The 12737-nt window shown below is 67.4% G+C and carries 13 protein-coding genes; 8 read left to right on the top strand and 5 right to left on the bottom strand.

Annotated features, from left to right (window positions below):
* The 4 genes from ACOJSN_RS11205 to ACOJSN_RS11190 all read left to right on the top strand — a co-directional run.
* Positions 1-1113, top strand: a 1113-nt coding sequence (locus tag ACOJSN_RS11205; protein WP_420112582.1) for an ABC transporter substrate-binding protein, incomplete at its 5' end; no start/stop codon positions are given.
* A gap of 8 nt (positions 1114-1121) precedes the next feature.
* Positions 1122-2009, top strand: a complete 888-nt coding sequence (locus ACOJSN_RS11200; protein WP_420112581.1) for a carbohydrate ABC transporter permease — start codon at positions 1122-1124, stop codon at positions 2007-2009.
* 7 nt (positions 2010-2016) lie between these two features.
* On the top strand, positions 2017-2871 hold the full coding sequence (locus ACOJSN_RS11195; protein WP_420112580.1) for a carbohydrate ABC transporter permease: 855 nt from the start codon (positions 2017-2019) through the stop codon (positions 2869-2871).
* A gap of 28 nt (positions 2872-2899) precedes the next feature.
* A complete protein-coding gene (locus tag ACOJSN_RS11190; protein ID WP_420112579.1) occupies positions 2900-4843 on the top strand; it encodes a hypothetical protein in 1944 nt (647 codons plus the stop codon).
* A gap of 19 nt (positions 4844-4862) precedes the next feature.
* Here the strand turns inward: ACOJSN_RS11190 and ACOJSN_RS11185 are convergent, their stop codons facing one another.
* Positions 4863-5270 (bottom strand): hypothetical protein, encoded by a 408-nt coding sequence (locus tag ACOJSN_RS11185; protein ID WP_420112578.1) that lies wholly within the window; start codon positions 5268-5270, stop codon positions 4863-4865.
* A gap of 83 nt (positions 5271-5353) precedes the next feature.
* Positions 5354-6001, bottom strand: a complete 648-nt coding sequence (locus ACOJSN_RS11180) for a plasmid pRiA4b ORF-3 family protein (protein ID WP_420112577.1) — start codon at positions 5999-6001, stop codon at positions 5354-5356.
* Positions 6002-6236: 235 nt separating this feature from the next.
* Here ACOJSN_RS11180 and ACOJSN_RS11175 point away from each other — a divergent pair, with 235 nt between their 5' ends.
* Positions 6237-7139, top strand: a complete 903-nt coding sequence (locus ACOJSN_RS11175; RefSeq protein ID WP_420112576.1) for an HNH endonuclease — start codon at positions 6237-6239, stop codon at positions 7137-7139.
* On the top strand, positions 7140-7283 hold the full coding sequence (locus ACOJSN_RS11170) for a hypothetical protein (RefSeq protein ID WP_420112575.1): 144 nt from the start codon (positions 7140-7142) through the stop codon (positions 7281-7283). It begins immediately after the preceding gene.
* Here the strand turns inward: ACOJSN_RS11170 and ACOJSN_RS11165 are convergent.
* From ACOJSN_RS11165 to ACOJSN_RS11155, 3 genes are all read right to left on the bottom strand, one after another.
* Positions 7269-7826 carry a hypothetical protein gene (locus ACOJSN_RS11165; RefSeq protein ID WP_420112574.1) on the bottom strand — a complete coding sequence of 186 codons (558 nt, stop codon included), beginning with the start codon at positions 7824-7826 and terminating at the stop codon, positions 7269-7271. The two genes, ACOJSN_RS11170 and ACOJSN_RS11165, sit on opposite strands and share 15 nt — an antisense overlap.
* Before the next feature lie 68 nt (positions 7827-7894).
* The gene (locus ACOJSN_RS11160; protein WP_420112573.1) at positions 7895-8854 is read right to left on the bottom strand and encodes a GTP pyrophosphokinase; all 960 of its coding nucleotides are present in this window, start codon (positions 8852-8854) and stop codon (positions 7895-7897) included.
* 553 nt (positions 8855-9407) lie between these two features.
* Complete coding sequence (locus ACOJSN_RS11155) at positions 9408-10589, bottom strand: ROK family protein (RefSeq protein WP_420112572.1); 1182 nt, start codon at positions 10587-10589, stop codon at positions 9408-9410.
* A 109-nt stretch (positions 10590-10698) separates the two neighbouring features.
* Between ACOJSN_RS11155 and ACOJSN_RS11150 the strand changes: the two genes are divergently transcribed.
* Together ACOJSN_RS11150 and ACOJSN_RS11145 are read left to right on the top strand one after the other, a co-directional pair.
* Complete coding sequence (locus ACOJSN_RS11150; protein WP_420112571.1) at positions 10699-11664, top strand: aldo/keto reductase; 966 nt, start codon at positions 10699-10701, stop codon at positions 11662-11664.
* A gap of 164 nt (positions 11665-11828) precedes the next feature.
* Positions 11829-12737 (top strand): ABC transporter substrate-binding protein (locus tag ACOJSN_RS11145; protein WP_420112570.1); only part of this gene is annotated, 909 nt, incomplete at its 3' end.

Here is a 12737-nt window from a genome sequence, read left to right as displayed (position 1 = left end):
TCGGCCTTCCAGGACCTGGCCGATGCCTACGAGGAGGAGTCCGGCGTCGGGATCAACCTCAACCTCGCGCCCCAGAACTTCAACACCGTGCTGCGTACCGCGATGCTCAGCGACGACCGGCCCCAGTTCCTCGGGATCACGCAGTACAACATGCGCGACTTTGCACAAGCTGGCCTGCTCGCCGATGTCCGGCCCGCACTCGAGGCCGCCGGCATCGAGGCGGACCTTTACCCAGCGGCGATCGACGCCGGCTCGATCGACGGCACCCTCTACGGCATCGCTGACGCGCTGCGCTTCGGTATGTGGTTCTACAGCCCCAAGGGCTTCGACGACCTCGGCGTCGAGCCGCCCACCACCTACGAGGAACTCGTCGTGGTCGCGGAGAAGGCAAGAGCGAAGGACCGCTACCCGATCCTGCTTGGCCTGAAGGAGATCAGCCCCGCGTCCAACTCGCTGCAGGTCATCATTCCCGCCGTCGTCGGTCTCACGGCGATGCTCGAGGCATCGGCCGCGAAGGATTACACCGCACAACCGTTCATCGACGCTCTCGACATGTACCGACGCATGGTCGACGACGGCATTCTCGACACCACCGACACCGGCATGGCGGCTGCCGACGCCGAGGCGATGTTCGTGGGCGGGCAGGCGGTCATGAAGCCGTCGGCCAGCTACGACATCGGCACCCTGGTGGCCCTGGACCCGACCATCTCGGTGTTCGACGAACCGGTGATGCTTGTGGACGACCCGATCGTGAAGTACTGGGGCGGCGCCGGCCAGATGTACTGCGTCACCGCCGGCACCCCGGACGAGGAGGCCGCGATGGATCTGCTCAGCTGGTGGGTCCAGCCGGAGCAACTCGGCGTGCAGGTCGAAGAGTCGGGGTTGGTCTCGAGCCTGGCGAGCGCGAACGAGGCCATCGACCCCGACTCGCTCGCAGGTTTCGCTGCGCAGCGGCTTGACCTCGTGGAGGAGGAGGGCCTGTTCTACAACAACTACGTGCCCTCGGCCGAGGCCGAGGCCTGGGGTCGGGCCGTGCAGGAGGTCGTGTCGAAGGCGAAGTCTCCCGAGGAAGCGATCGAGACCACCGTCCAGGCCGTGTTCCAGAACAGCTAGGAACGGCGATGCGCTCTCGACGGCGATCGTGGGCGCCGGTGGTGTTCCTGCTCCCGGCGCTGGTGATCTACACGCTGCTGCATACCGCGCCGTTCCTGGGCACGCTGGCGCTCAGTGTCTTCTCCTACGACGGACTGCGGCCCGCTGAGTTCGTGGGTGCGCGCAATTACGCGGTGATGCTGCAGGACGACGTGTTCTGGCACTCGCTGCGCAACAACGCGATCTGGTTCTTCGGCGAGGTGGTGGTGGCCACGCTGGTGGGCCTGGGCCTCGCGTTGCTGATCAACAGCCGGCAACGCCTCTCGGCGCTGTTCCGCACCACGCTGTTCATCCCGTACATCCTGTCCTGGGCGGTCGCCGGGATGCTGTGGTCTCGGGTGTACAACCCGGCTCCCAGCTACGGACTGCTCAACGGCTTCCTGGCGGCGATCGGTCAGGAACAGCTGATGCAGAACTGGCTGGGCGATGCCTCGACCGTGTTTCCCAGCATCATCGTGGCCGCCATCTGGAAGGGCTTCGGCTTCGCGATGGTGATCTTCCTGGCCGGGCTGCAGGGCATCCCGGCCGAGCTCACCGAGGCGGCGCGGATCGACGGTGCCGGCTCCGCGCGTGTGCTGTGGTCGATCATCCTGCCGCTGCTGCGGCCGATCACGGCGATCGTCATCATCATCGGGCTGATCGGCACCTTCAAGGTGTTCGACCCGGTCTGGGTGATGTCGCAGGGTGGGCCAGGCACCGCGAGTTCGCTGCTCGCCACGTTGGTGTTCCGCGCCGGCATGAACGACTTCCAGCTCGGCTACAGCGCCGCACTCTCGGTGGCACTCCTGATCTGCACGGCCACGGTGATGCTCCTGTACTGGCGCTTCCTCGGACGATCGCGAGTGATCGATGACTAGCCGACCCATGAGAAGGCAACGTTCGACGGCGGCGGTGCTCCGCCGCGCCGTCGGCTCGACCGTGATCTACGGCGTGCTGGGCATCGTCTCGCTGGCCACGGTGATCCCGTTGGTGTGGATGGTCTTCACCTCGTTGAAGGCGCCGCCGGAGTACCTGACCAACTCGTGGCTGTGGCCGCAGGACCCGCAGTGGGACACCTATGTCACGCTCTTCACCGAGCGGGGCTTCGGCCGCTACTTCCTCAACTCGCTGCTGGTCACGGTGCCGTCAGTGAGCCTGATACTGCTGCTCGCCGCGATGGCAGCGTACGGGCTGGTGATCGCGCGGCCGAGCATGCGTAGCCGCACGCTCATCTACTTCGTGATCGGTCAGATGATCCCGGTGACGGCGATCATCGCGCCCTTGTACGTGATGCTGCGGACCGCGCACCTGATCAACAGCTATCTCGGTCTGATCCTGGTGTTCGTGGCCGGCGCCATGTCGATCTCGATCTTCCTCACGTACGGGTTCTTCCGAGCGGTGCCGAGCGAGATCGCGGACGCCGCCTCGATCGACGGCGCAGGGCGGTGGCGCACCTTCGTCGCCATCTACCTGCCGCTGGGGGCGCCGGGGCTGGCCACTGTGGGGATCTTCCAGGTGCTGTCGGTCTGGAACGAGATCTTGCTGGTCATCCTCATCATGCAGCGCAACGAGCTGCAGACCCTCAACGTGGCGGTGTTCCAGGCCGTGGGCGAGTACGGCACCGACGTGCCGGCGCTGTTCGCCGGGCTCACGGTCGCCGCGCTGCCCGTGGTCATCGTCTACCTGCTGTTCACACGTCAGTTCGTCGCCGGGCTCACGGCCGGCGCCACCAAGGGCTGAAGGCCCGCACAACCCCGAGAGGCAACCGATGCAGACCCTGCTCCAAGACGACTTCACCGACCTACCGATCGCCGTGATCGCAGGTGACTACACGCCGTCGGGCGAGTATCACGTGGTACCGCAGCTCGCGGACAGCGGCCGCTGGCGCGAGGTGACGATCCATCACAGCTACCGGCGGGCGGCGACCAGCCGCGGCAACTGGCAGGTGGTGGAGGAGAACGACGGGTCACGGAGCCTGGAGCAGACGATCGTGCACGTGGACCACCCGCCGATGCTGGCCACGGGCGACGAGACGTGGGTGGTGCAGCGGGCGCGTGTGGGGGTGCGGCCGCTGACGCTCGCGGGGCGGCGTGGGCTGGGGTTCCGGTACCGGCACGCCCAGGACTACTACGCCGCTCTGGTCTCGGGGTCGACGTTGCAGCTGGTGCGGCACCGCTACAGCGAGGAGACGGTGCTCGCGGAGGTGGAGGTCGCGGTTGATCCTGACCGCTTCGTGGGTCTTGAGATCGTGCTCGACGGCGACCGGGTCACGGTCACGTACGACGGCGGGGCCTCCGTGGTCGGTGACCTTGAGTCGGGTGGTGGCGGGGGTGTGGTGTTGATCGCGGACCACCCGTGCCGGTTCGGCGACGTGGCGGTGGAGGGCTCGCGGCACGAGGTGGCGGCAGGGTCGGTAGCGGCGGAACCGCTGGTCCGGCCGTACGTGTGGAAGCGGCTGAAGACCGGGGCGTGGGGTACGGACCGGAACCTGCGGGTGGGGGACATCAACGGTGACGGTGTGCCCGAGCTGGTGGTGGCGCGGCGGACCGACCGCCTCGGCAGCGACAACTACTCGACGATCAGCTCGGTGGCTGCCTTCACGTTGGAGGGCGAGCTGCTGTGGACGTGGGGGACGCCGAGCGAGAACCGGTTCGCGACGACGTCGGACCTGTGCTTCCAGGTGCACGACTGGGATGGTGACGGGGTCGCGGAGGTGGTGCTGTGCCGGGACTCGGAGCTGTTGGTGCTCGATGGCCGAACGGGCGAGGTGCAGCGGCGGATGACACTGCCGCAGAACCCGGCGGGCGAGGACGAGCTGTTCCGGATGCTGGGGGACAGCCTCGCGTTCGCTGACCTCACCGGTTCTGGGCTTCCAGACTGCCTGTTGTTGAAGGATCGGTACAAGAACATCTGGGCGTACGACAAGGACCTGACGCTGTTGTGGCACTGGGCCGGGAAGACGGGCCACTACCCCTACCCGAAGGACATCGACGGCGACGGTCGCGACGAGGTGATGATCGGGCACGCGCTCCTCGATGACGACGGCACCGTGCTCTGGCACACCCCGTACGAGGACCACTCCGACAACGTGCTGGTGATGAACCTCGACGACGGCTCCGGCGAGCTGGCGCAGCGCTCGATCATCGCGGGCAGCGACGCCGGCCTGATCACACTGGATGCTGATGGTGTGGAGGTCTCGCGGTTCCACATCGGGCACGCGCAGAGCATGTGCATCGCCAACCTGATCCCAGAGCGGCCAGGCCTGGAGTACATGTGCAACACGTTCTGGGGGCGAGTTGGCGTCAATGCGGTGTTCAGCGAGTCCGGCGAACTGCTCATGGACTTCGAGCCGATGCCGTACGCGTCGCTGCTGCAGTTGGTGAACTGGGTGCCGAGTGACGGTTCCGGTGCACCGGCAGATCTGGCGATGCTGTCCACCCACCCTCGCCAGGGCGGCCTGATCGATGGGCACGGCGTGCGCCAGGTGATGTTCCCCGACGACGGCCACCCCGTGCTCTGCGCCGCCGTGTACGACCTCGACGGCGACGGCGTCGACGAGGTCCTCACCTGGGACGAGGACGAGATCTGGATCTACAAGGCCGAGGTGCCAGGGCGTGACGCGTCGAACTACCCCGCGCGGAACCCGTGGTTCAACGAGTCGAACTACCGGACTCAGGTGTCGTTGCCTCCGCAGGAGGTGGGGCGGCGGTAGTCCGCAGGGGCAAGCCGGCCTACCCGGTCACCGGTTCACCGCCGCCTAGCACGGCGACGAAGGCGAGCAGGGCCGCCTCGTGCTCGAACCGTTGCCGACCGAGCGGCAGCCGGTCAGCCACGTGCGCCAGCAGCCCGAGTGGAACGGACCGCAGTGCTGCCCCGACCTTGGTCGGCAGCAACTTCCCCGTGGACTTGCGGACCAGTCCGAGCGTGGTCATGAGGCTGCGGAAGTCGGCGACGCCCGGCGTCAGGTCTTCGCGGTTGAAGCTCCCGATCCACTCACGATCGAGGCGGAGCCGCTCGGAGATCTGCTCCACGACGGCGGGCCGCAGGTAGCCGGCGCCTGTCAGAGTCATGCCGTCTCCGACGAGGTCCAGGAACCAGCTCAGGTTCTCCGTGAGGAGGGCGGCATCGTCGAGACTCACCGGCGGCACCGCCGTACCCAGGTTCGCAACCTCGATCAGGGCTGCGACGTCCCGGGCAGGCGTGCCAGCGGAGCCAGCGTCTCCTAGAGGTTGGGATGCAGCGGTGGCCGCGGCGCGCCTGCGGCAGCGACCTGCGACTGCTGCGCCGCGAGGTCGAAGGTCAGCGCGGCGCGGATCTGCGCCGTGTCGAGGGTGTCGAACGCCCACATGACCACCTGCTCGGGCCACTCCTCGAGCCTCTCGCCGCGTTCCAGCGCGGCCACACTCTCGAGGATCTGGTCGTAGCCGCCGACACCCCCGCTGTCCTCCGGTGGGCACACCCCCTCACCCTGCGTGAGCACAGGCGAGGCGAGATCGACGACGGCGGAGGCACCGCTGTCGAGAATCTCACCCAGGGTGAGGAGATGCTCCCAATCGTCGCCGAAGTCGTAGAGATAGGTGGCCTGGTCGCCGGGCGTGCCGAGGAGCGTGGCGACGGTGGCGTCCCGCTCCGGGAGCTCGTGCGGACCCTCCAGCGGCTCGCCAGGGACGTCCATCGCCCACCGCGGCCGGGACTGCCAGTGCGACTCCGCGGTGCGCGCGAAGGAGTGCAGATGCGAGTTCTCCCAGCCCATCGCTGCCTGAAGGACGGTGCTGAACTCAGGCAGCGATAGGTCCGCCGGCACGAGCAGCTCACGCCAGATCGCGGGGGTTGTCTCGAGGAGGTCGACGCGCACGCGGTACCAGGTCACCGCACGATGGTGTCACTCGTCCGTATGCCTGTGAGCGAGTGCGGAAATGAACGGTGCCGGTCGCGCTTCCGCGGAAGCGGCAGTACGGGTTAGCGCGCAGTCTGTCGAGGGCTACGACGACGCCCTACCCTTCCTACTGCCGACGTCAGACGATCCACTTGGTCAGCGGAACTCGAGCGCTCATCTGCTGCATGCGCAGTTGCCGCTCACTAGCGGTCTGTGGTGAGCTCAGCGCGTGGACTCACCGGGCGAGGCTGCCGTTCGCGAACAGATCATGGGCTGGGTGGCGCAGCGCGCCGAGGCGAACGGTGGCTTTCTGCATCGCGAGGAGCTGCTCGACTTCCATCTCGCCGGCGAGCGGCTTCCACTGATCGACTACTCGCGCGGGATCAGGAACCCTGCTGCGTTCGCGTCGACACTCTCGATTGTCAGCTCGGCTGACGGGCCATATGACGACACGGAGTCCGACGACGGACTGCTCCACTACGCCTACCGCAAGGGTGACCCCTGGAGCGGCGACAACCGCAAGCTCCGCAACGCTCTGGAGTCGAAGTCTCCGCTGATCCTGTTCCGCAAGGAGGTCGCGAACATTTACACGCCGGTGATGCCCGTGTATGTGGTTGAGGACTATCCCGAGGAGCGGTCCTTCATCATCGCGCTGGACGAGAGCTTCACGTTCCTCCCGGATGTCACTCACCTCTCGACGGCGCAGCGCGCCTACGCACTACGGCTCGCCAAGCAGCGTCTTCACCAGCCGGCCTTCCGAACTCGGGTCCTCGTGGCCTACGAGACCCGGTGCGCTGTGTGCCACCTTCGGCACGGCTCGCTACTGGATGCCGCGCACATCGTGCCTGACTCGCACGAGCGTGGCGTCCCCACCGTCAACAACGGTCTGGCGATGTGCAAGATCCACCACGCCGCATATGACCAGAACATGCTCGGCGTCACGCCTGACGGCACCGTGGAGATTGCCACCGACCTCCTCGCCGAGGTGGATGGGCCAATGCTGAAGTACGGGTTGCAGGAGATGAACGGCCACCAGCTCACGCTCCCGCGGAAGCGCACCGACTGGCCCGATCGCGAGCTCCTCGCGTGGCGGTATGAGAGGTTCGCCGGCCGCGACAGCGTTGCAGGCTGATTGACTGACCGCTTCGCGCATACGAGCGTGTTCGTCATGGGCCTGGTGAGCGTGTCCGACGCCGCCAAGCGGCTCGGCGTCCATGACGCTGCTCTCCTCACAGCCCGCGTCGAGCACCTGCCCGAAAGCTCACCCCGCAACTGAATGGCTGATGAACCGGCCCGTCTCATCCTCGGGCAGATAGGGCTCTCGGCGCAGAACCACCGTGCGGCCCTGGAAGCGCTCGTCGCCATCGCCCAGCATGCGCACACCGGCAGCGCGGTCGGTGACGCAGAAGCCTTCCGTCGAGATGGCGAGATTGTCGAACGCGGCCCCGGTGCCGGCGTAGCGCCCAGGGCCGCCGTTCAACCGCTGCAGCAGCGCCAGCGCTTCCTGCGGGCCGAGCGACAGCAGGTCCTCGCCATCAAGGAACAGCGGGCTATGCCTCTTCGCCGGCATGATCTCGACGAGACGGTCAGCCCTGTAACCGAGCACGAGGCCCGGATCGCCACGCGTCTCGGTCACGCTGTCCGAAGGAGGTCCGCTCTCCGCGTACACGGCGATGAGTTCCTGCTTCTCCTCGTCGCTAATCGCGTTCCCGAACTTCTCGAGGGTGTCGAGCAGGAGCGCGTCGGGAACGCGGTCACTCCTCGACCCTGTGACGGCGCCGTAGGTATCGGCCAGCGCATCCACCTGCGCCCGAGACATGCCGAACCTGAGCCTCCCCAGCCCTGTACCGGGGAGGACTGTCCAATCACTCTCTGCCGCCATCATGGTCACTCGTCGTCCGCACCAACGGCAGCGAGCGCGACGGGGATGAAGTACACGCCCTTGCTGTTCTCCACGAGCGTTGCCTCGAGCTGGTCACCTCTGCGCACGAAATCATGGACGCGCACGTAGCCACCGGTGCCAGCCAACCGGCGCACGGCGTAGGCGGGGATCAGACCCTGCACACCGTCGTCGTCGACCGCGAGCGCGTACCGGGGTCCCGTGGTGCGCACCTTGACGTTGCGCGTCGCGGCCTCGGGCGCGGCGTCGGTCAGCTCCTCGTCCTCCTCCGGGGTGACGGTGCTCTCGAGCTCGACGGCGAGGTGGTCGGCGAGCCGGTCAACCTCGGCCAGCAGGTTGGCCATCGTGGCCGCCACCGCTGTGTGGAAGTCCGAGGTCTTGATCGGCGCACCCGGCTTGTACAGGTCCTCGTGCGTCAGCTCACCCCAGGAGTCCTGCAGCCTGGTCTTGATCTGAAGCTCGACGACCACGGGCACGTGCCCCGGCACGCTCACCTCGAAGTGCAGGTGCACGCCGCGGTATCCGGAGGCTTTCGGCGCCGACACGTAGTCCTTGTCCCCCAGCAGCACGATCCCCTCGGTCGGGGCGTGCTGCCGGAGCCGGTCGGCGAGCAGCCGCTGGTCGCGGGTCGACTTGCACAGCACCTTCGTGCCGACGACGTCGCGCACCTCGGACTCGACACTCGCTGCGGCGAGCGGCTCCGAGTCCGGTGACTCCAGCTTCCGCCGCAGCTTGTCGAGGGTCCTGCGCTGATCCTTGATCCGGTGCGACGCCATCATCATGCGGGAGCGATCAGAGCCGTCGAGCAGAACCTCGCACTGCGAGCTGAGCCAGACCTCCAGGATTCCGGCCGCGAGCTCCCACGCTTTCATACGCTGCGCGTAGGCCTCAGCGACCAGATCGTCGACGGCGTCCCGTCGCTCGTTCGGTCCGCTCGCCTCGGCCATGGTCCCCTGTCCGTTCGCACACTGTCGCTCGCGTCGTTGGTCGCTCATGCCACTGTGGCAGATAGGCGGGGCCGATGTGGTACTACGCGCTGGAGAGGCGCCTCTGTCGGGGGATCTGGCAGCGGCGCCACTCCTGGCCTGCGATGCCGCCGACATGCTCGGTGCGAAGCAGCGCGCGAATCTGCGAACGAGCTGCTGCACCGCTGCACTCCGAAGCGCTGGCGCAGCGAATGGCGCTAGCCCGACAGGTCCACGGTCCGTGTCACGGGAGTACGTCCAGCAACTCGCCGAGGGCCTCACTCATGCGCTCTAGCCTGCTCCTGGTGGCCTGAGCACTCACTCAACTGCTCGCGCACCGCACGGGCTGGCATCCTGCACGCCGACCCGACCGGTCTGAGTCGCCGGTCGGCAGTCCCAACACGCAGCCGCGAAGCGAGCAAGCGCCGGCCGACGTTCGCCGAGATCCTCGTGCACCACCGGGTCAGGCCACTCAGCTGAGGGCCGAGCGGGACACGACGTGCGGCATCCCGGAACCCGCTGACCCTCGTCGCTGCTAGCGGCGACCCACGCCGTCGATCTGGCCTTGGATGTACTCCGACGAGAGCACGTGGTCGGAAGCAAGTAGCGCCGCGCCGGTGAGTGCCGCTCGGCCGCCGAGCCGGGAGTACACCACGGTGAGGTTCGCCGTCACGAGTGGGACGGCCAGCTGGTAGACCACCTCGCGCACGCCCGCGAGCAGGCCGTCACCGGCACCGCTGAGCGCACCTCCGACCACGATGACCGAGGGATTCACGAGCGACACGCAGGTCGTGAGGATCTCGCCGATGTTCCTGCCGGCCTCGCGCAGCATCGTCAGCACACGGGCGTTGCCCGCCGCGGCGAGATCGATGATGCCCTGACTGTCCTCCACGGGCAGCCCCGCCTCGGGGAGCTCGTGGGCCAGCGGGTAGGGGCGGGCCACGGCCACGAGGCAGCCGCGGTTGCCGCACCGGCACGGGCGGTCGGCCCCGCACACGCGCACGTGCCCGATATCGCCGGCGATGCCTTCAGCACCCCGTTGCAGACTGCCCCCGCTGATGATTCCCGCACCGATTCCGGTGCCGACCTTGACGTACAGGAGGTCGTCGACACCGGGCCAGCTCGCCTCACGCTCGCCCAGCGCCGCGATGTTCACGTCGTTGTCCACGAGCACCGGCACCTGCACCTGCTTCGTGAAGAACCCGCGTACGTCGTACCCCTGCCAGTCCGGCCAACCTGGCAGCCCCGGCCTGCCGGTCGAGAACTGCACCGGACCTGGGAGCCCGATACCCACGGCCGCCACGTCGGCCGGCGCTCGACCGATCTTCTCCAGCAACTCCGCCGCTATCTCCCACACGGCGCGCAGCACCAGGGCCGGCCCGTCACCGAAGTCCACTTGCCGCCGGTCGTCAACGATCACCGTTCCGAGCAGATCGGCGATCCCGACAGCGCAGTGCGTCGCACCGAGATCTATCGCGATCAGGACTCGGGACTGCGTGGCGAGGTGGAAGGTGCTCGAGGGGCGACCTCCTGTGGGGGCGGGATCGCCACTGGCCACCACCAACCCGAGCCGGAGCAGTTCATCAATGCGCTGCGCGACCGTCGACCGCGACATCTGCGTTGCGCGTGCGAGATCGGCCCGCGTGTGGTCGCGGCCGTCGCGCAGGATCTGTGCGACGTCACCGGCCGTGCCGGCCGGCCAGGAGCCCTCCGCCATCACGTTCCTCCTGGACCTGGCTTTTAACGAACTGGGTTGCTACTTATGCTAGCCCTTCACATAACTGGCTGCAGCCCAACGCAGCCGACGACGGAAGGCGTGTGCACCGATGGCATCGCTGCAGCCCGAGCACCCACACCTGGACGGCGCCCCATTGAAGCGCAGACTCCTTCCCGGCACCACCGTGGCCGCGAGCCCGATCTCGATCGGACTCCCCGCCGTCGGCGCGGACCGCCCTGCCGGCTCACCGCCCTCCGAGGCAGCGATCCAGACGGCGATCAGTGCGCTGACATCAGGCGTCGGCGTGGTCGACACCTCCAACAGCTACAGCCAGGGCCGCAGCGAGGCCGCCATCGGGGTGGCTATCCAGGAGCTCGGTGGCGTGCCCGAGGGCACGGTCTTGGTGACCAAGTGCGACCGCGACCTGACAACGGGCCGCCTCGACCGCGACCGAGTCTGGCGATCGTTCGAGGAGTCGCGCGACCGGCTCGGCATCGACTACTTCCCGCTGTACCACCTCCACGACCCGTACACCATCACCTTCGCGGAGGCCGCAGCGCCCGGCGGCGCACTCGAGGGCCTGGCCGAGCTTCACGAGCAAGGTCTGGTGGGAGCACTGGGCATCGCGGCCGCGCCGCTCGATCTCCTCGACGACTACGTCGACACCGGCCTGTTCCGAGCGATCCTCACCCACAACCGCTTCACGCTCGTCGACCGCACCGCACGCGGCCGCATCGACGCCTGGACCGAACGGGGCCTCGGCGTCCTCAACGGCGCGCCATTCGGGGGCGGGCTGCTGGCGGCCGGTCCGTCACGCGTCACGACTTACGAGTACCAGCCAGCACCCCCGGAACTCCTCGAGTGGACGCAGAGCGTCGAGCAGATCTGCCAGCTAGCGGACGTCCCGCTCGCCGCACTGGCGTTGCAGTTCAGCCTGCGCAATAAGGCGATCGTGACCACCCTCGTCGGCACCACGAAGCCGGATCGAGTCGCCCAGACCCTCAGCCTCGCGGAGGTCTCGATCCCCGACTCGGTCTGGGCCGCCGTCGACGCCCTGCCACCTCCACCCCGCTGACAGCCAATACTCGGGGGTTGTGGTGAACAAGTGTCATGCTTATGATGATCTTCATCAGAAGTCGCCTCGCTGCGAACACAACGCCGTGCAGCTTCTGTCCGACAGCTTGCTCGTCAACGGCGTGCACGGATGCGCGCCACCGATCTCGAAGGAGCCGTACTGCTATGCGCACGACAACACGACACGTGGCCAAAGGAGGCGCGCTGCTCGCCGGGGCCGCTCTGCTGATCTCCGCGTGCGGAGGCGGCTCCGGAGGCGGGAACGACGCCGCGCAGACCATCACCTGGTGGTCGCCCAACTGGGACACCCCGGCCGCCGAGGAACTCATCGCTCAGTTCGAGGAAGAGAACCCTGACATCACGGTCGAGCTGGTCGAAACCACCAACGAGAGCATGGCGAACCAGATCAGGACCGCGCTCGACAGCGGCAACGGACCCGATCTGATGACCGAGCTGGTCTCCCGGATCCCGCTCTACATCTCACGCGACCAACTCCTGGATGTCTCGGAGTGGTACGGCGAGAGCACGCCGGTCGATGACTTCAACAGCGAGGCCATCGATGCCGTGAGCGCCGATGACAGCATCTACGCGGTGCCGTGGCGATGGGATGCCTCGGGTTACCTCTACAACGTCGACCTGTTCGAGGAGGCCGGCATCGACGGGCCGCCGACCACGTGGGACGAACTGCTCGATGACGCGGCCACGATCCACGAGAGCCTCGGTATCTCGGCCTTCGGTTGGCCGTACGGCTCCGACTCCAACACACAGACCCGTTGGCTCACGATGTACTACACGTACGGCGGCGAGTTCACGCCGCAGGAGGACGGCTCGGTCACGATCGACGCCGAGGCGTCGCAGCAGGCACTCGAGGCCCTGGCGGCCGGATTCGACGAAGGAATGGCGAGCCAGTCCTCCTTCGAGTCAGACAACACCGCGCTCCAGAACCTCTTCATCAACGGCCAGCTCGCCTTCTACTTCGACGGTTCCTACGCCATCGAGCCGATCCAGCAGGCGGGCATCAACGTGGGCACCGCCCAGTGGCCCGGCCCCGATGGGCCCGGGACCGTGGCAACG

The sequence above is a fragment of the Pseudactinotalea sp. genome, assembly GCF_048594945.1.
In the GTDB taxonomy this organism is placed as follows: domain Bacteria; phylum Actinomycetota; class Actinomycetes; order Actinomycetales; family Beutenbergiaceae; genus Pseudactinotalea.
Note: the sequence above shows the minus strand (reverse complement) of the source record. Positions and strands in the feature narration are given on the sequence as shown.

Coding starts and splice junctions, on each gene's coding strand:
- ACOJSN_RS11200 (WP_420112581.1), top strand. CDS start 1,122: ATGCGCTCTCGACGGCGATCGTGGGCGCCGGTGGTGTTCCTGCTCCCG.
- ACOJSN_RS11195 (WP_420112580.1), top strand. CDS start 2,017: ATGAGAAGGCAACGTTCGACGGCGGCGGTGCTCCGCCGCGCCGTCGGC.
- ACOJSN_RS11190 (WP_420112579.1), top strand. CDS start 2,900: ATGCAGACCCTGCTCCAAGACGACTTCACCGACCTACCGATCGCCGTG.
- ACOJSN_RS11165 (WP_420112574.1), bottom strand. CDS start 7,826: ATGTCTCGGGCGCAGGTGGATGCGCTGGCCGATACCTACGGCGCCGTC.
- ACOJSN_RS11160 (WP_420112573.1), bottom strand. CDS start 8,854: ATGGCCGAGGCGAGCGGACCGAACGAGCGACGGGACGCCGTCGACGAT.
- ACOJSN_RS11155 (WP_420112572.1), bottom strand. CDS start 10,589: ATGGCGGAGGGCTCCTGGCCGGCCGGCACGGCCGGTGACGTCGCACAG.
- ACOJSN_RS11150 (WP_420112571.1), top strand. CDS start 10,699: ATGGCATCGCTGCAGCCCGAGCACCCACACCTGGACGGCGCCCCATTG.